At 45.0% G+C, this 18,004-nt stretch carries 19 protein-coding genes; 9 read left to right on the plus strand and 10 right to left on the minus strand.

The window, feature by feature from the left end:
* Positions 1–403: 403 nt before the first annotated feature.
* The 3 genes from ftsH3 (at position 404) to QUA71_RS09030 (ending at position 3,566) form a co-directional block, all read left to right on the plus strand.
* Entirely contained in the window at positions 404–2,242 is a 1,839-nt protein-coding gene (gene ftsH3, locus QUA71_RS09020) for an ATP-dependent zinc metalloprotease FtsH3 (protein ID WP_006633639.1), read from the plus strand.
* 254 nt (positions 2,243–2,496) lie between these two features.
* Positions 2,497–2,994 (plus strand): helix-turn-helix domain-containing protein, encoded by a 498-nt coding sequence (locus QUA71_RS09025; RefSeq protein ID WP_333284197.1) that lies wholly within the window; start codon positions 2,497–2,499, stop codon positions 2,992–2,994.
* Between the two features lie 50 nt (positions 2,995–3,044).
* Positions 3,045–3,566 (plus strand): IS630 family transposase, encoded by a 522-nt coding sequence (locus QUA71_RS09030; protein WP_333284199.1) that lies wholly within the window; start codon positions 3,045–3,047, stop codon positions 3,564–3,566.
* A gap of 13 nt (positions 3,567–3,579) precedes the next feature.
* Here QUA71_RS09030 and QUA71_RS09035 read toward each other — a convergent pair whose 3' ends face one another.
* Entirely contained in the window at positions 3,580–3,723 is a 144-nt protein-coding gene (locus QUA71_RS09035) for a hypothetical protein (protein ID WP_333284201.1), read from the minus strand.
* Between the two features lie 9 nt (positions 3,724–3,732).
* Positions 3,733–3,897 carry a hypothetical protein gene (locus tag QUA71_RS09040; protein ID WP_333284202.1) on the minus strand — a complete coding sequence of 55 codons (165 nt, stop codon included), beginning with the start codon at positions 3,895–3,897 and terminating at the stop codon, positions 3,733–3,735.
* Between the two features lie 193 nt (positions 3,898–4,090).
* On the opposite strand from QUA71_RS09040, the gene QUA71_RS09045 reads away from it, so the two are divergent.
* Both QUA71_RS09045 and QUA71_RS09050 read left to right on the plus strand, forming a co-directional pair.
* Positions 4,091–4,729 carry a bifunctional 4-hydroxy-2-oxoglutarate aldolase/2-dehydro-3-deoxy-phosphogluconate aldolase gene (locus QUA71_RS09045; protein WP_190663758.1) on the plus strand — a complete coding sequence of 213 codons (639 nt, stop codon included), beginning with the start codon at positions 4,091–4,093 and terminating at the stop codon, positions 4,727–4,729.
* 101 nt (positions 4,730–4,830) lie between these two features.
* Entirely contained in the window at positions 4,831–5,352 is a 522-nt protein-coding gene (locus QUA71_RS09050) for a L,D-transpeptidase (RefSeq protein ID WP_333284204.1), read from the plus strand.
* Between the two features lie 124 nt (positions 5,353–5,476).
* Here QUA71_RS09050 and QUA71_RS09055 read toward each other — a convergent pair whose 3' ends face one another.
* The 4 genes from QUA71_RS09055 to QUA71_RS09070 form a co-directional block, all read right to left on the minus strand.
* Positions 5,477–6,304: a DUF1963 domain-containing protein gene (locus QUA71_RS09055; RefSeq protein WP_333284206.1), complete on the minus strand. Its 828-nt coding sequence runs from the start codon at positions 6,302–6,304 to the stop codon at positions 5,477–5,479.
* 73 nt (positions 6,305–6,377) lie between these two features.
* On the minus strand, positions 6,378–6,521 hold the full coding sequence (locus tag QUA71_RS09060; protein ID WP_190663755.1) for a hypothetical protein: 144 nt from the start codon (positions 6,519–6,521) through the stop codon (positions 6,378–6,380).
* A gap of 118 nt (positions 6,522–6,639) precedes the next feature.
* Positions 6,640–7,296, minus strand: a complete 657-nt coding sequence (locus tag QUA71_RS09065; protein ID WP_190733234.1) for an ester cyclase — start codon at positions 7,294–7,296, stop codon at positions 6,640–6,642.
* A 411-nt stretch (positions 7,297–7,707) separates the two neighbouring features.
* Positions 7,708–9,297, minus strand: a complete 1,590-nt coding sequence (locus QUA71_RS09070) for an Hsp70 family protein (protein ID WP_333284208.1) — start codon at positions 9,295–9,297, stop codon at positions 7,708–7,710.
* Positions 9,298–9,661: 364 nt separating this feature from the next.
* Here QUA71_RS09070 and QUA71_RS09075 point away from each other — a divergent pair, with 364 nt between their 5' ends.
* Positions 9,662–10,351, plus strand: a complete 690-nt coding sequence (locus tag QUA71_RS09075; RefSeq protein WP_333284210.1) for a CPBP family intramembrane glutamic endopeptidase — start codon at positions 9,662–9,664, stop codon at positions 10,349–10,351.
* Here QUA71_RS09075 and QUA71_RS09080 read toward each other — a convergent pair.
* The 4 genes from QUA71_RS09080 to QUA71_RS09095 form a co-directional block, all read right to left on the minus strand.
* Positions 10,344–10,700: an ATP-binding protein gene (locus QUA71_RS09080; RefSeq protein WP_333284307.1), complete on the minus strand. Its 357-nt coding sequence runs from the start codon at positions 10,698–10,700 to the stop codon at positions 10,344–10,346. The genes QUA71_RS09075 and QUA71_RS09080 overlap by 8 nt on opposite strands.
* A 12-nt stretch (positions 10,701–10,712) precedes the next feature.
* Positions 10,713–10,931, minus strand: coding sequence for a hypothetical protein (locus QUA71_RS09085; RefSeq protein WP_333284212.1), 219 nt, complete (start codon positions 10,929–10,931; stop codon positions 10,713–10,715).
* A gap of 144 nt (positions 10,932–11,075) precedes the next feature.
* Complete coding sequence (locus QUA71_RS09090; RefSeq protein WP_333284214.1) at positions 11,076–11,522, minus strand: HAMP domain-containing protein; 447 nt, start codon at positions 11,520–11,522, stop codon at positions 11,076–11,078.
* 95 nt (positions 11,523–11,617) lie between these two features.
* Positions 11,618–12,391, minus strand: coding sequence for a peptidoglycan-binding protein (locus QUA71_RS09095; RefSeq protein WP_333284216.1), 774 nt, complete (start codon positions 12,389–12,391; stop codon positions 11,618–11,620).
* A 1,297-nt stretch (positions 12,392–13,688) separates the two neighbouring features.
* Between QUA71_RS09095 and QUA71_RS09100 the strand changes: the two genes are divergently transcribed.
* The 3 genes from QUA71_RS09100 to QUA71_RS09110 all read left to right on the plus strand — a co-directional run bounded on the left by QUA71_RS09100 (position 13,689) and on the right by QUA71_RS09110 (position 17,868).
* A complete protein-coding gene (locus QUA71_RS09100; protein WP_333284218.1) occupies positions 13,689–14,828 on the plus strand; it encodes a glycosyltransferase family 4 protein in 1,140 nt (379 codons plus the stop codon).
* Between the two features lie 439 nt (positions 14,829–15,267).
* Positions 15,268–16,392, plus strand: a complete 1,125-nt coding sequence (locus QUA71_RS09105) for a glycosyltransferase family 4 protein (RefSeq protein ID WP_333284220.1) — start codon at positions 15,268–15,270, stop codon at positions 16,390–16,392.
* A 105-nt stretch (positions 16,393–16,497) separates the two neighbouring features.
* Complete coding sequence (locus tag QUA71_RS09110) at positions 16,498–17,868, plus strand: O-antigen ligase domain-containing protein (protein ID WP_333284222.1); 1,371 nt, start codon at positions 16,498–16,500, stop codon at positions 17,866–17,868.
* The last annotated feature ends 136 nt before the right edge of the window (positions 17,869–18,004 follow it).

Here is an 18,004-nt window from a genome sequence, read left to right on the forward strand (position 1 = left end):
CTAAGTGATTACAGTGCGATCGGCTAGACTGTTTTTATGCTGACGATTGAACTCTTCGGACGGTTCCTCAAGGGTTTACCGTTATGTATACAACTGGTCAATCAACAGAAACATCCTACACCAATGCAGCCCAGACTCAGATATCCGATCGGGAGTCAGCCCCCTCAAGATTACTGTGACTAAAGGCTTGACAATTTTTTATTTCTAGTATATGTAACTGTTGAGTACAGCACCCGAATCTTCTGACGCAGCCCAGGGCTGTTCCGTTCCCGCGACCTCAGACCGCCACAGCATGGCCGGGATTCCTCACCACACAAAAACAAGTTACAATTACGTTAAGATTGATGAACATAAATAAAAATTCCCAAATCACAGGGACTAAAAATTAGGAGGATCGACCTCGGTGAATAAACGCTGGAGAAACGCTGGCCTGTACGCACTGCTGGCTATTGTAGTCATTGCCTTAGCAACGGCTTTTTTTGACAAACAGCCCCCAAGCCGCGAAGTTTGGAAGTACAGTCAATTCATTCAGGAAGTCGAAGGCAAGAGAGTAGACAAAATAAATATCAGTTCAGATCGCAGCAAAGCCCTGGTCACAGCCCAGGACGGCAACAAGGTACTCGTTAACCTGCCGAACGACCCCGAACTGATCAACATCCTGACCAAAAATAACGTAGATATTTCAGTTCTGCCCCAAAGCGACGAAGGCTTCTGGGTAAAAGCCCTCAGCAGCCTGTTCTTCCCGATTCTGCTTTTGGTCGGACTGTTTTTCCTGGTGCGGCGCGCCCAAAACGGGCCCGGCAACCAAGCCATGAACTTCGGCAAATCCAAAGCTAGAGTCCAAATGGAGCCGCAAACTCAGGTGACTTTCGGCGACGTGGCCGGCATCGAACAAGCCAAGCTAGAGCTCGCAGAAGTCGTGGACTTCCTGAAAAATGCAGACCGCTTCACGGCAGTCGGAGCAAAAATCCCCAAAGGCGTGCTGCTGGTCGGCCCTCCCGGAACAGGCAAAACCCTGCTGGCAAAAGCAGTGGCGGGAGAAGCAGGCGTTCCCTTCTTCTCGATTTCCGGTTCAGAATTTGTGGAAATGTTCGTGGGTGTCGGTGCTTCCCGCGTCCGCGACTTGTTTGAACAAGCTAAATCGAACGCTCCTTGTATCGTATTTATCGATGAAATTGACGCCGTAGGCCGCCAGCGGGGCGCTGGTTTGGGCGGTGGTAACGACGAACGGGAACAAACCCTGAACCAGTTGCTGACCGAAATGGACGGCTTTGAGGGCAATACTGGCATCATTTTGATTGCTGCCACGAACCGCCCCGACGTGCTTGATGCAGCGCTGCTGCGTCCGGGTCGCTTCGATCGCCAAGTTGTAGTGGATCGCCCCGACTTCGGAGGCCGCCTAGAAATTCTCAACGTTCACGCCCGCGGCAAAACTTTGTCGAAAGACGTGGACTTGGAAAAAATCGCCCGCCGGACACCCGGTTTCACCGGTGCGGATTTGTCCAACCTACTCAACGAAGCAGCAATTTTAGCCGCGCGCCGCAACTTGACCGAAGTCTCCATGGATGAAGTCAACGATGCGATCGACCGCGTGCTCGCAGGCCCGGAAAAGAAAGACCGCGTGATGAGCGAAAAGCGCAAAACTTTGGTAGCTTACCACGAAGCCGGTCACGCTTTAGTCGGCGCGCTGATGCCCGACTATGACCCCGTGCAGAAAATTAGCATTATCCCCCGCGGCCGCGCTGGCGGTTTGACTTGGTTCACACCAAGCGAAGATCGGATGGATTCTGGCTTGTATTCTCGGTCTTACTTGCAAAATCAAATGGCGGTAGCTTTGGGCGGCCGCATTGCTGAAGAAATTGTCTTCGGCGAAGAAGAAGTAACAACCGGTGCGTCGAACGACTTGCAGCAAGTGGCAAGAGTAGCGCGCCAAATGGTGACTCGCTTCGGAATGAGCGATCGGCTAGGCCCTGTAGCTCTCGGTCGCCAACAAGGCAATATGTTCATGGGTCGCGATATCATGGCTGAACGGGATTTCTCGGAAGAAACCGCAGCGACGATCGACGATGAAGTGCGTTTGTTGGTAGAGCAAGCTTACCGCCGCGCTAAAGATGTACTCGTTGGCAACCGCCACGTCCTTAATGCTTTGGCAGATATGCTAGTGGAAAAGGAAACTGTGGATGCGGATGAATTGCAAAATTTGTTAGCTAATAGCGATGTGAAAATGGCGACCATCGCCTAATCAATTTGGGATTTTGGATTTTGGATATTGGATTTTCGAGGAAATCTAAGTTTGAAATCAATAATTGGGGTGATTCTGGGAATGTCTGGAATCGCCCCAATTTTTTTATGAGTGCGATCGATCGATTTTAGATTTTCAATTAGGCATTTTAGCTTTAATCTCAAGAATGACCAAGTAATACCAATTTCCTAAAGTAGTGCTACAGTTAGTAGAAGTGCCTTTTGCAATTTAGTAGCCAAATAGAGGTGAAAACAATGTCAGGAGTTGTCAAGATTGTAATTCGAGAAACCGCAGCAGAACTGAAAACTTTGCTGTGCCGAGAGAAAGATGCTGTGCGCCACGAAAAACTGCTTCTTCTGTATTGGCTCAAAACCAAAACAGTGGATAGTGTATTGTCTGCTGCGGTGCGTTTAGGTAAGCATCGTACCACAATACAAAGATGGTTGTCTAGCTACCGAACTGGGGGAATAGAAGAATTATTATGCCAGAAACCTCGTGCGGGTCGGCCCAGAATAATGACGCCAGAAATTGTAGAGAAATTATCAGAAGATTTAAACCAAGTAGAAGGGTTCAGTAGCTACAAAGAAGTACATCAATGGTTGACAAGCTGTTGTGACATTCCCGTGGCATATCGGACAGTGCATCAATGGGCAAGATATCGCCTTAAAGGCAAATTAAAAGTTCCACGTCCTGTGAGTGAAAAGCAGAAACCAGGAGCAGTCGAAGAGTTTAAAAAAAACTGCCAATTTTAATTAAAGCCAGTCTGAGTCAAAGTGATAGTTTTTTAAAACAATGGAAAAAAGTGCGGTATTGGAGTCAAGATGAAAGTCGGATGGGGTTGCATACAATTCAAAGAAGAAAGCTAACAGGTTACGGCATAAAACCACAAGGAAAAGTACAAGGGGACTTTACTTATTTGTGGTTGTATGGTGCAGTAGAACCTCTAACAGGAGCCAGCTTTTTTTATGAGTTTACTCATTTAGATACAGTGTGCTTTGAGAAATTTTTAGAGCTATTTGCTAGTGAGTACCCGGAGGATTTACATCTAATCCAAGTAGATAATGGGGGGTTTCATAACTCTTTAAATCTCAGTATACCAGAGAACATTATTTTACTATTTCAACCCGCCTACAGTCCGGAAGTAAATCCCATAGAAAGACTGTGGGGATATGTAAAAGAACAATTGAAATGGTTGAGATTCGAGCGAATAGAAGAGTTGAGAGCAGTGGTGCAAAAAGAGTTAAAAAATTTGACTAAAGAAGTCATTGCTTCTTTGACGGGATGGGAATTTATTTTGGCAGCTATATCTGTAGCAGGACTTTAGGAAATTGGTATAATCAGACATTCAACCTACCTTTTTCCTGAAGCTGGGACTTAACTTCTTCCCAGGGAAATCTTCTTTCATCTTTTCTATATTGAATAATCCGACAGTCCTCAGCATCCTCCCAGAGTTCGTCTGGGTACTGGAAGTCAAGCAGCACCGCGAGTTTTTAGCATTGAGAATCAACTAAAAACTGAAAGTCTGTCGGTTCGCCGCATTCAGCCAGAACCTCAGCCAAAAATTCGCTGTGTTCTTTGAGGTCAACAATTGCAGCCGTTTTGTTGCCTAGACTTTTAGTTAAAAAGTGAACGTGGAGCATATTGTAATTTGGCATATATCGAAGTTAGTAACCTGTATTAAAATTATATGCGAGTCAGAATGAGACGAGTTCCCAATTCGGGAGCCTTCCCAAATCTAAAATCTAAAATCTAAAATTTTCAATTGTATGAATCAATAATACAAGTTCCCAATCAGGGAGCGTTCCCAATTCTAGAATCTAAAATCTAAAACCTAAAATCTAAAATTGTATGAATCATCAATCTTGGTTGACACAACTCAAAAAACACCGCGCGATCGCAGTTATCCGCTCCTCCGAAAAAGAACTCGCTCGGCACATGGCATCATCGGTAGCAGCCGGAGGAATTCAGTTTATTGAAATTACTTGGAATACCCACAAAGCCGCTGAATTAATTGCCGAACTCCGCTCGGAATTCCCTAGTTTTAGTATTGGCACTGGCACTTTATTAAACTTAGAACAGTTGCAACAAGCAATAGACTGCGGCGCTCAGTTTCTGTTTACTCCCCACACTGATTTAACTATGATTAAAACAGCAGTTGATGCCGCAGTGCCGATCGTCCCCGGTGCTTTTTCTCCCACGGAAATTGTGACCGCGTGGCAAGCAGGCGCTACCTGCGTTAAAGTGTTTCCGATATCGGCTTTGGGAGGCGCCGCCTACCTGAAAAGCCTGCAAGGCCCCCTGGGAAACATTCCTTTAATTCCCACTGGCGGGGTGACGCTGGAAAATGCGAAAGTATTTATTGACGCCGGGGCGATCGCGGTTGGTTTAGCCGGAGACTTATTTCCTAAACACTTAGTGGAAAATCGCGATTGGCGCGCGATCGTCCAAATTGCACGAGATCTTACCCAAAACTTAACAACTTGTTAAGCCCTGTTTCCCAATTCAACATTTCAAATCTACAATCTAAAATAGGACAAGCCAATCTAAAATCTAAAATCTAAAATCTAAAATAGTACGAGGTGTGAGAAATGAACAGCATTATCAACTCAACTTACTTCCGCCCCGCTGGAACTTTCTGTGCCGCCTGCGCCCTCACTTTTGCTACATTCTGCGGCGGTTCAATGACCGCATTTGCCAGCGAACAGCACAACATAATTGCCAATAGAATTATGTTGTTGCAGCAATCCAGCGAACGCTGGATTGAAATAGATTTGTCAAGACAAAGGTTAATAGCTTGGGAAGGAAATACACCCGTTTACGCGGTGATTATTTCCAGCGGCAAATCATCGACTCCCACCCGCACGGGAACCTTTGCCGTTCAAACCAAACACCGCGTTACTAGAATGACTGGGGATGACTACGATGTGCCGGATGTTCCCTATACAATGTATTACGACGGAGGCATGGCAATTCACGGCGCTTACTGGCACAATTTGTTTGGCAATCCCGTTACTCATGGCTGCACAAATGTAGCTGTCAATCACGCTAAATGGCTATTTGAATGGGCCTCGGTGGGGACGCCGGTGGTGGTGCACAAATCTCAGGTTTAGGGCATTGGGCATTGGGCATTGGGCATAGTCAAACACTATTCAATCTGTTAGAACCCCTACTTCTTAAAGAAGTCGGGGTTCTGGGTATTATGTTTTTTTAGGTGTGCTTACTTAACTGCTGCTTTTAACAACAATCCCAATTGTATAAAACTTTACTAAAATCTAATTCTCTGAGTGCTGATTCATCAATAAAAAAGTTACCTACACCACTGTCTCCCCACATGATATCTACTGTCTCATTGGAATCGGTATCCATTTGTAATAGAAGAATGTCTGGCTTTTGTTTTTGATCGGAGTTACTACTATATTTTCTTACGTCGTCTTGTGTAAAATCAGGATAACCACCTATTTTATGACCAAAGGAATTCGATATTTCTCGGTACTCATCCTCAATTTCATGGTTCATAAATAACTCGTTAATTTCTTCTCCTAATAGTTCAATAAATTGGTAGTCATTGGTACTAATCGGCGCATATTTTTTAGTAAATTGCAAGCTGCAACAGCCATGAACAGGAAAATTTTCTAGTTCCGGCAAAAAATCATAATTGGTAATGATGTTTTCAACTTGGAAGTCTGGCGGAGGAAAATAGATTATTTTGAATCTGTCTTCGGCTGTGGGATTATATAAATCGGCGGAAGTGCCTAAATCTAAACCATATAGGTCATCGTCGGCTATATAAAACTGCAAAATTCCGCGATCGGGAAAACCATCTAAAGGCGGTATTTCATCAAAGTTGAGTTGCGCTAGCAAAAATAAATATTTACCGTCACAAGTTTTGGGATATTCAAAGCCTTTAGGTAAATAAGGTAATCCCCCAAATTTACTCTGCCACCAATTAACGTCATCATTATTCTGGGTTTGAATTTCGATGTAAGGTTTAATGGTAGCTTCGATTCTGTCGCGATACTTTTCTAATTCGGGAGAGAGTGGAAATTCTAGTTTGTACTTCATCTGCTTTTAACAATTTGTTTTGAAGGCAATCCGTAGGATGCGCCGAAGCGCACCTTACCTGTAAAGTCTATCCTTAACTTAGCTGCACCACGGGTTTATCCTCTAACAATGTTTGATTTGTCAGCAAATCTTCCACGGTAATTCGCAAAAAGCGCTGTTCGTCAACGCGGAAGAAAATTTTGATGCGATCGCTCCCCGGATACCCAGGCGGCGTCAAGCGAAAGCGAGCGTCTCCCTCGCTTTCGCTACTTATAGCGAGGGAGACGCTTGCACTGCAACTCGAACAGTTATGTATGATTCGATGCCAGCGGCAACGATATGACCTCTTCCTTTGATTAATGACTTACGGGACATCCTCCGGTCGTTAACCCTGTTAAGAAATTATTGGTGTCAAAGAAATGTTCTACAGACTCAATCTTTAAATCCTCTGTGACTTTAGCAATGCTAAGACCAATAATTTCAATAGTTTCTCCTGTCCCTTGATGATCTTTGTAAGATCCTCTAAAAGTACCCCAGTGTCTCCACTTAAACACAACGTTAGGAGGCCCTGCAACGACTTCGACTAATTCCCAGAGAAAGCCATCGGGAAAAGCTGTGTGAAAGAGGTTGTAGGAGGATTGAAATGTTTCATCAGAGGCGCGGTAGTGCTCTGAGTTTTCTAGAAAGAGATTATAGGTTCCCTGATCTACAACTTCTTGGGCTGTGTATTCTTTTCCTCCATTAGTGCTCATACGGAATTTATCCGTAACTACAGAGAGCCATTGTTGGGGATTGGTTTTGAAGGATGCTTCCATTTCAAATGTTCTCACCAAATTATAGGCGATCGCATTCAAAGACCCTTCGGCATGATTGTGTTTCTTTTCCTTTTCCAAGAAAGCATTAGTGCGAGAATAGTTGGGACGATTCCCGTCCCGCCATTCTACTCCCTCATCCTGTTTCAGAACTTCTTCTCTATCTTGCACCCAGAGGGGTAAGCCGGGAGTTGTACTCATACCTGTTAATCTCCTAGGATTTGGGTTAATAAAAATCTTGATACTACAATGAAAGACTGGCGGTTTTGAGGCGGGTGAATTTCAAAAAATAATATACACGAAAATTGTCGCCATGTCAAGCCTCCGCAGACATAAACTTAACTATAGGCATCCTAAATCATTTGTGAATTTCTTACTCCCTCCCCTTGATAAGGGGAGGGTTGGGGTGGGGTCAAAAATTTACGACTCCTGCAAGGATTGCTATATCTGCATAGGTTGTGGTCTCCAATAGATATGTCCAAAAACTAACTGGTTCCTAGGAAGAGCCTGGGAACCAGTAATTTCTTAGTCCCCCTCTGCTCGGAGGAAAGTTTGACTCTATGCAGGGATTTCAAGAGCCGAATTATCTACCAAATTATCTAAAGTCTATCCTTAACTTAACTGCACCACGGGTTTATCCTCTAACAATGTTTGATTTGTCAGCAAATCTTCCACGGTAATTCGCAAAAAGCGCTGTTCGTCAACGCGGAACAAAACTTTTATGCGATCGCTTCCCGGATACCCAGGCGGCGTCAATTGAGCGATGCTGCGTGCTCCTTCTTTATCATTTAAGGGCTGTACCGATGTTTGACCCGCGAGTTGGCGAGTAATTAGCCTGTCGCCGTCAAAATATATCTCCGTGCCGCCAGTTTCCGCTCCCAATTCGCCGATAATTAATTCTATACTCGGCTGATTTTCTAAAGAAGCTCCCAAGACTAATTCTACCGGTTCGCTCATCGGATAGGGCTGGCCGGATTTAATTAAACTGTGCCAACTGTGGCAATTGTCGCGGCGGTTCCAGTAGCGAATTCCGTAACTGTGATAGAGAAAATCTTTGATTTCTAGCCCTTGACTCAGTTGCAGAGCACCTTGGGCGATCGCCTCAAAGGGTTTGTCGCAGCGAATTTTTGCGGGATCGAAATATTGCTGCACCCAACGCCCGACAGCGGGAATTTGTACAGTACCGCCAACTAGCAAAACTGCATCGATATCCCCAATTTCTAAGCCTTGACGCCGCGCTTGCTGCAATACTTGATTCATGCACTCGTCGAGTTTGTCAAAAAACTTATGTTCAGCGAGGATAGATTCAAAACGAGTTCGGCCTAATTCTAATTCGTAACTCTCAAAATTTTCGTCATCAAAATAAACCTCAACTGCCTGATTCACTAAAGACAACTGAATCTTTAACCGTTCTGCCAATCTCGTTGTAATCGGAGATTTGGCCAGCCCTTTTGTTTGAACAAAATAGTCAACCAGCCAATTATCAATATCAGAACCGCCTAAATTTTGTCCGGCTTTAGCCAAAACCCGGGCAACTTTTGTTTTTTGCGCTGAAGATTCAGCTAATAGCTTTTCGCCCCACTTCAGAATAAAACCGAGGGGCTTTTTGTCGGAGGAAGCGTCCAAACGCACCAAAGAAAGGTCTAGAGTTCCGCCGCCGAAATCAATGACTAACAGATTTTCGCGATCGGCCAAACCGTAACCCAAAGCAGCCGCCGTAGGTTCGTCCAACATCCGCACCTGTTCTACTTGCAGATATTGTGACACTTTGCCCAACCAATGGCGGTAAGCTTCAAAACTATCTACCGGTACAGTAAAAATCAAAGAATCGATCGGCAAAGGCAGTTCGCGAATTGAGTTCACAATTTGGCTCAAATACCACTCACCTACTTGTTCAAAAGTAATAAGTTGCCCGTCCAGTTCCGGCACAAAACCCTGAACAGAAGTGCCAATTCCCCGCTTAAAATTGCGGAAAAACCGAGAATCTCCACTCAAATCAAGGCCTCTGTCGCGGACTTGCTGACCGAGTATTACTTTATTGGCCACAGCGTCCTCAACGTAGAGTAAACTGGGAATTATGGGCGGGTTTTGAGTCGAGATTGCCGACAATCCCGGTAATTTCAAAGTTTCGGGCTGCTGGAGGACTTGATTCCAGCGAGCGACGACGGTGTTGCTAGTTCCAAAATCAATTGCGATCGCCATTCAGCCAAAATACACAGCTACGAGGGATTAAATCATATTATGGTATTTGGAGGCCCAAATGCAAATAGATGATCAAATTCTGCTTGGATAAATACTTTATTGCAACCAAAACTGCTTTAGTAGCGGAGTCTTCCATTTTGTGCAACTGCATATTTTTCGTTGCAACAAATAAGCGCCACTTTTATAATAGTCACAACACTCATACCATTTTAGATTTTAGCTTAAAAGCTTTGGAATAAGTGACTGCATAAGGGTTTGGAGTACGGGTCTACAGTTGCATTTTTTTTTAAAGTGCTCTCACCTGTCCGCCGCCGCCAAGCTTTTACCTTTGATATCAATCCTATTTTCAAAGGAAGCGTGAAAAATGCTGGATATGGGCGATCGCAAATCAGCACTATTGGCTCTAACACTGCTTGTCCCTGCGGCTAGTATTGGTATCATAGCAGCCTTGTATATTGCCCCGGGACGCTGGGGACAAATACTCTCAGTCTTTTGTCAACTTTGGTTGCTGGTTTTTCCGATCGCGTGGTCTGTTTTTGTCGATCGCAAAAAGCTCAGTTTATCCCTGCCCAAGCGCCAAGAATTGCTGGCTGGAGCTACTTGGGGAATATTCATGTTTGCGGTAATTATGGGTATCTATAGCCTTTTTGGCCAGCACTGGCTCGATCCTGTAGTTGCTAAAGAAAAATCGTACCAATTAGGTGTTAGCAGCGCTAATATTTACTTGATTGTTGAAGCATATTTTGTGCTAGTTAACTCATTGATCGAAGAATTTACTTGGCGGTGGTTTGTCTGCAACAAGTGCCAGATTCTCATACCGGGAACAAAAGCAATATTTCTGAGTTCGCTATTTTTCACGCTCCACCACATTTTTGTAATAGCCGCTTACAGCGACTGGCAGGCTGTGATCTTAGGGGCCTTAGCTGTCTTCGCCGCCGGGATAATTTGGTCGCACTCTTATCTGACTTACGGTTCGCTTGGGTCGAGTTATATCAGCCACGCGATCGCAGATTTAGCCCTAGCAACTATTGGTTGGCAAATCCTCTTTAACTAGCTGCTGTTTCAGCGACTATCGCCGGCAATTCTACAGTAAAAATTGACCCTTTTCCCAACTCGCTCTCCTGACTAATATCTCCCCCCATCATCTGGCAGAATTTCTGGGCGATTGCGAGGCCCAAACCCGTACCGCCGTACCTGCGAGTAGTAGACTCGTCCGCTTGCGTAAAAGCTTGAAATACTCTCTCAATTTGCTCTGCCTTCATCCCAATTCCAGTATCGCTGACTTTGAAACTAATCCCTTCTTCACCAGCCGAAATATCCGATTCTGATTCTTTCTTCCTTTTTTCTCCTTCTCGCTTCGCTTCTAAACCTAAAACATCCGATTCTACGTGTTCCTCTCCCAGAGAACTAAATTTTTATTCTGACTTCCCCCTTTCCTCTTCCTTCTTCCGTCTAAAGCGGCTTACTTTTAAAGTAATTTTCCCAGATTCGGTAAATTGGGTGGCATTGAGCAGCAGGTTTAAAACACACTGATAAATCTTAGTAACTTTAGTATAAACCGGGTAGATATCTGGCGGATACTTGAGTGTTAAAACATTGCCATTTTTGTCAATCAAAGGTTTAATCGTAGCCACCAGGTGGATTTCCGTCGAAGTTTCCCAGCTTTATAAGTAGAAGTTTATTATTCCCTCTTCAACTTTATAAATCTAAAAAATCTTATTAATGACAGATAGCAAATGTTGGCTTGCATTATTAATTTTTTGTTAACTCAGAATTAATTATTCACAATTCAGGTCGAAGGCTTCCTCTTCTAACATTTCACAGGAGCCGATAATCGCATTCAGAGGTGTGCGGAGTTCGTGGCTCATATTGGCCAGAAAGAAGCTTTTTGCATTGCTAGCTTTTTCCGCTTCGTTGCGAACTTTTTCTGCTTCCTGATTTTTGGCTTCCCAGCTAGGAAATAACTTTTGCAATGGCAAAGCCATTCGATTGAAAGCTTTGGCTAACGTTCCCAATTCATCTGGGCGATAGATATTTACTCTCTGATTCCAGTCGCCGCCCCAAAGCAGTGCAGCGGCAACTGTCAAGTCCGCGATCGGCCGAACCAAACGGCTGGTTAATATCCACCTGAAACCGCCGGCTCCCAAGACGACAAGGGCGGTAATAATAATTGCAAACTGCCAAAACAACTGTTCTTTTTCTAAAGCCTCGGCTTCTTCATGCAAGATAATTACGCCCCAGCGACTGTCTAATTAATTCAGACATGGAAGCCATTTCACTACCCGTTCATCGCCGAATAAAAAGGCACCGCTTTTGCCTGCTAATAGAGTTTTGACTGCGGATAGTTGCTGAGGTTTATTAGTTGCTTTCCAGCAAATAAGTTGGGAGCGGGATGACGGATTAATTGACATTTTTTCTCCCCCAAAAGCGAAGCTAATTTTCCAGATGCGGACTGTTCCGACCGAGGGACGGCGCTTAATAATATACCTATAATAGCTACTCCTTGAATTTTTCTCACTTGGTCGGCAGATTTATCAGTTGAATTTAATTGATGTGTGTGAGAAAATTGTTGTTTAAAATTAGTTGCTAGTTCGAGAAGGTGCTTGGTTGTAAAATCGACGCTGCCACCAACCGGCAAGCCTAAATATTTTTTTGGAAATTGATCCACGGCGTCGGCGGTGGGGTTTCCGTAAGTTCCCGTAATTTCGTTTTTGTAATACCCGAGTTGTTTGAGGTGTGGCTGCAATTGGCGGACTGAATTTCCTCGATCGCCCAAACTTAAAATAGCAAATTCCCGAATGGGTGCTGAGAAAATAACTGCGGGTTTTCCAGTTAAGCGATATGTCAAAGCTTCGCGGGTAATTTCCCAGCCAGCAACTGTACTTTTAAAGCAATACCGATCGCTGCGGTTGATGCGATCGGCCGGCGTGCCGCTGCCGCGGGCGACAACGTACCTTTCTAAATTGTCAGCTTCGGCAAGGTATATGTGGCTGTAGCTGCGGTTGATGCCAACTAGCAGCCACAAGTGTTTGCTGGCATTCCTGCTGATTGTACGGGGTTCTTGACTGATGCTGTGCAATAATCGAACGTTCATATCTTCCTACCGGCAGATGCTTTCTGTCAGGCATCTGACTTTAATTCTAGGTTTTATTTTGCTTGCGATCGCATAATTTTAGCTGCATGAAAACTGGCCAAAATATCGCTGCAAGCATCGGCGGCACAACCCCCAAGAGCACACAGACTGTCATCCGGAATTGCCAAGTTAGGAAAAATAATGGTTTCATAACATGAAATTTTTTGTACGCGAAATCGTTTGATACATACCACGAAGTTGCTGCTACTGCTTAGGAGTCAAGGTTTGCACGATATAGACCGCTCAATCTTGAGTATTCCTTTGATCTTTATAGGGTCATTTGATAATTTGCTGCTGAAGTTGTGTTACGGTAATTACTTAGACAGGAATTGGAGCGGAACGCTACATATACTCTGCCCCGCAGTGGCAGTCTCTTTTGGGAACTTTTTCATGCGAGCGCTTTTTATTAACAAATTTAAAACTCACGCAGCTAATTAAATTTATATCGGTGAAACTCTATGTTCTGTAGCACGATTGGGAAACCTATTTTTTCACATAGTGGACGCATCAACCAGGTTTTTTTTAGGAACATACGACAACTGATGGCAAGGGATATCGCTTAAAAAATCGGCTTTCTCTGCTCATTCGCACGTCCACGACACTGATTCGCGCGATCGCGCCCCAGCAGGTATCTGAGAAAACCACCATCTCATAATCTTGACAAAATAAGATATTGTGTCCCGCCATACCGACAGGACAGTTATCAAAAAATCCAAGCCACCGATCGATGTTTAGGTCTGTTATAGGGAGGGGCAATCTACATTTTTAAGGTAAGAATTACCTGCTTTAATGAGTATATTTTTTTGCAAAAGGCTATGTCACTCTACTGAATATTGTTGCTAATGCTACCTTTATCTCCCCATTCAAACTTGGATGATATACGGTTTACCGTATATGCCTATCTCTGGGTTAGTAAAGGATGTTATGTTGAACAGATGGTGTTGTCTAGCTTGGTGTTTGTAGCGAAAAAAGGTTTTATTTTATGAGGTATCTATCTTCAGGATGAAATTTCGATTACCTGCAAATTATCCCTATGGGAACTGTTTGGCGCTCACATCAATCGTTACTATCAATGCAACGACAGTGAAGTTTTGACAGATAGATACTGGGGTGTTGCGAACAGTCGGTCGGTTGGATTCTATGTAAACACCAGGAAAGCGGTAATTAATATTCACCCGCCCCTCTTTCCTTTTGCGCTCTAACATCAGCGCTGGTAACAGTGCCGAATGAGAGTCAAAGTCTTCAGCGGGACTTAAAAATGAAAATCACCTTTGTTCTTCCTACTCTGTCTCTGACTGGTGGAATACGAGTAATATCTATTTTCGCAGAACTTTTGAGAAAGCGAGGACACTCCGTGTTCGTCATCTCTTTACCCCATCCCCAGCCGAGTATGCGCCAGCAAGTCAAGTCGCTGCTGCGGGGAAGGGGTTGGATTTCCCCACCTGAAAACGAACCCTCATTTTTCGATAACTTAGGTGTAGAACACAAAATTATCGATCGCTACCGCCCCGTAGAAGACAAAGATGTACCTGACGCTGACGTAGTAGTTGCCACCTGGTGGGAAACGGCCGAGTGGGTAGCCAAACTCTCTCCTAGCAAAGGAGCAAAAGCTTATTTTATCCAGCACCACGAAATTTTTGACTATCTACCTCAAGGAAGAGTAGAAGCAACCTGGATGCTGCCCATGCACAAAATTACGATCTCTGAGTGGTTAGTTGAGCTAGCTCGGGCTAAATATGGCGATCGCCAAGTTTCCTTAGCTCCTCCTACCGTGGACACCAAGCAATTTTACGCCTCTCCTCGCAACAAACAATCGGTTCCTACAGTTGGTCTAATGTACTCTACAGTCTACTGGAAAGGAACTGACATCGCCCTCAAAGCTTTTTCCCTAGCGGCCGAAAAGATCCCGAACCTGCGTTTGGTTGCCTTCAGTGCAGCGGCCCTATCCTCGGAATTGCCCCTACCGGCCAATGCCGAGTATGTAATTCAACCCGATCAAGACAAAATCAAAGACTATTACAGCAAATGCGATGCCTGGTTGCTGGCGAGCCGGTCAGAAGGCTTCGGCTTGCCAATTATCGAAGCGATGGCGTGCCGCACTCCCGTCATCAGTACCCCAGTAGGTGCTGCTCCTGAAATTTTGAGCGGCGGTACAGGCATACTTGTAAGACCAGAAGATCCAGAAGAAATGGCAAAAGCCATAGAGTATATGTGTCAGTTGCCAAATTCTAAGTGGCAAGCCATGTCTGAAGCCGCCTATGCCAAGGTGAACAATTATACGTGGAAAGATGCCACGGATCATTTTGAAGCTGCATTGGAAGTTGCTATAGACAAATCTAAACAGCGCGACGTTAAGATAGTTTCGTTTTCTCCCTATGGAAAAATTCCGGTTTGCTAACTGCTGCAATTGGAAATTCGGCGCTACGGGCGTTTTCGGCGCCGGATTTCTGGGCAGAAACTGAATATCATTTGGTGGGGTGCTTGTGCCCCAACTAAAATCGCATCTGTCCTGTTTTTTACCCAGCAGTCTCGACACGAATTCTGATCGCACCGACGAGCGAATGCTGGTTGTAAAGCGATCGGCAAAAATCTGAACCAGAATGCAACGCAGGTTTTAAGGCTGGCTCCGTTACAGGTTAAACTTGTCTTGTCCTCAAACATATCCCGATTGGTAATTGGGAAAAGTCCCGGGCGACCAAGTAAGATCGGCTCGACTATCGAGTTACGATCGCCTCCAGCACAGATCCGCACCCCACAGAAAAGCCAACCAGAGGCTGGTAAGTGCCAACTTGCTTTAAGGAGGAGTTTTAACCAGTATCCATCTTCAGCATCTATTTATGAAAATTACTTTTGTCCTGCCTACCCTTGGTCTTACAGGTGGCATGAGGGTGTTAGCTATATACACAGAACTTCTCCAAAAACGAGGGCACAAAATATTTATCGTTTCTCTGCCCCTGCCGGAACCGACTTTAATCCAACAATTGCGATCGCTGCTGAGGGGTAGGGGTTGGCTGTCGGCTCCCAAAACACAAAAGTCTCACTTTGACAAGGTGGATGTCGAAAGCCGAGTTATCGAAACCAACCGTCCAATTACCGATCTTGACGTACCTGATGCCGATATTGTCATGGCTACTTGGTGGGAAACTGCGGAGTGGGTGGCAAAACTCTCTCCCAGCAAAGGAGCGAAAGTATATTTTCTCCAACACTACGAGGCTTTTGACTACGTACCAAAAGGTCGGGTAGAGGCAACTTGGCGGCTGCCGATGCACAAAATCGCTGTGGCCCAGTGGCTGGCCGACATAGCTCGGAATGAATACGGGGATTTGTCTGTATCTCTCGTCCCTCCTACGGTGGACACCAAACAGTTTTACGACCCCCAGTCGCGAGCGCAGCAGCCGCGAGGCAAGCAATTAGTTCCTACAGTCGGGATGTACTATACTACAACTCCTTGGAAAGGCTGCGATATTGCCCTGAAAGCTTTCTCTATAGCTGCTAAAAAAATTCCTAATCTTCGTTTAGTTGCATTTGGTTGCGGCCACGATGGTCCTCTTGCCGATTTGCTGCCTGAGGGTACTGAGTATAATAAGGAACCTACTCAAGACCAACTAAAAGAATTTTACAGCAAATGCGATGCTTGGCTGTTTTCCAGCAGATCCGAAGGCTTCGGCTTGCCAATTTTAGAAGCTATGGCTTGTGGCACTCCAGTCATCGGCACTCCTGCGGGTGCGGCTCCGGAACTACTTGCTGGCGGGGGTGGCATACTTGTCAAGCCAGAAGACCCAGAGGATATGGCAAAAGCGATCGAGCAGATTTGTCAGTTGTCTGATGCCGAATGGCGCGCAATGTCCGAGACTGCATTGGAGACGGTGAGAAATTATACTTGGGAGGATGCAACTAATCTCTTGGAGGCGGCATTCTACACGGCTGTGGAACGTCAGGCACAATTAACGAACAAGACGTAAAAGTGAGGCTAATTTAAAAGATTGGGGTTGGGCGCTCGTTTAATCGAGAATTTTTATCCGGCAATTTGAGTTGTCTTTCTATAGTTTTACTGCCAAAAAAGACCTATGGTTGCATTAATCCCACTTGCTATGTTCGGCTTTATTCCAGTCGTTTTTTACCTGTTTGTGAGGTTTCCGCCTCTACGGGCGGTAATTATAAGTTTTGTTGCAGCGTGGCTGTTTTTGCCGCAAGCTTCTTATCCCATCCCCTCATTGCCACCGTATACCAAAATCTCCGCAGCTTGCTACGCCATTTTGCTGGGGACTCTTATCTACGATACTGCGCGCCTCACCACTTTTAAGCCGGGTTGGCTGGACGTGCCAATGGTAATTTGCTGTTTGTGTCCAATTGTTTCACAAGTTAGTAATGGCGGCAGCCCGATTTCTCCGACTGTCAACCAAATCGTTACTTGGGGTCTGCCTTATTTTTTAGGACGCTTGTATGTGGGTAGTTTAGAGGGGCTGCGACAATTGGCGATCGGGATTTTTGCAGGTGGGTTAGCCTACATTCCTTTTACTTTAATTGAAGGGGTTAAGGGCCCAATTCTGCATCTAATGATTTACGGCGTCAATGCCTTTGAGGACTGGGGTCAAGCAAGGCGTTTGGGGGGGTGGAGACCAGTAGTATTTATGCAGCACGGTTTGATGGTGGGTCTGTGGATGATGACAGCCGCCTTAATTGGTGTTTGGCTGTGGCAAACTGGCACCCTCAAAAAGTTTATGGGCCGTAACATCAAGACTTTAGCAATTATATTAACTATCGCTTTTTTCCTCTGCCGTTCTACTGGCGCCTACAGTTTATTTGGAATGGCGTTGCTCGTATTATTCTGTGCCAAGTGGTTTCGCACCTCTTTGCCCCTGCTATTCATAATTGGATATATAGTGTTTTATCTGTACGTCGCTGCAGCGGGTCAATTTTCGAGCAAAGAGGTGATGGACTTCATCACTCCAATATTTGGCGAAGAACGATCCGCCTCTCTGAAGTTTAGATTTGACATGGAAGAGATTTTGGGGGAAAAAGCGCGACAAAGATTTCTTTTTGGCTGGGGCGATTCCGGCGGAAACCGCGTGTACAACCAGCAGGGTAAAGATATCTCGGTCACCGACAGCTTGTGGATTATTGCATTTGGAGTCAACGGTGCAGTCGGTTTAGTTAGTTTATTTTCTTCATTGTTACTGCCTGTTATCGTCTTTTGCGTGTTTAAGTATCCCGCCAGAACCTGGTCTAATCCCAAAGTAGCGCCCGCTGCCGTCCTAGGAGTAGCCTTAACTATGTACGTGTTTGACTGTGTTTTGAACGCTATGACTAACCCGATTTTTGCGCTGATTGCTGGAGGAATATCGGGTTTGGTCTTAAAAGCTCCAGAAAGTCTTAAGGCAAAGAAAACGAGTTCGCCACCAAGAAGACAGTCGCTGGTTCACCAAAAATCAGGATGATTTTCGGCAATGCGATCGCTGCTTCACTTCAAGCTTGGAACTATCTTGCCTTCCCTGGAGACAAAAACTACAAAATCTACCATTTTTGCATAAAATCAATTTCGGAAGTGCCGAGCTCTTTTTCACTAGGTTAAAT

Source organism: Microcoleus sp. MON1_C5 (genome assembly GCF_036701875.1).
Lineage (GTDB): Bacteria > Cyanobacteriota > Cyanobacteriia > Cyanobacteriales > Microcoleaceae > Microcoleus.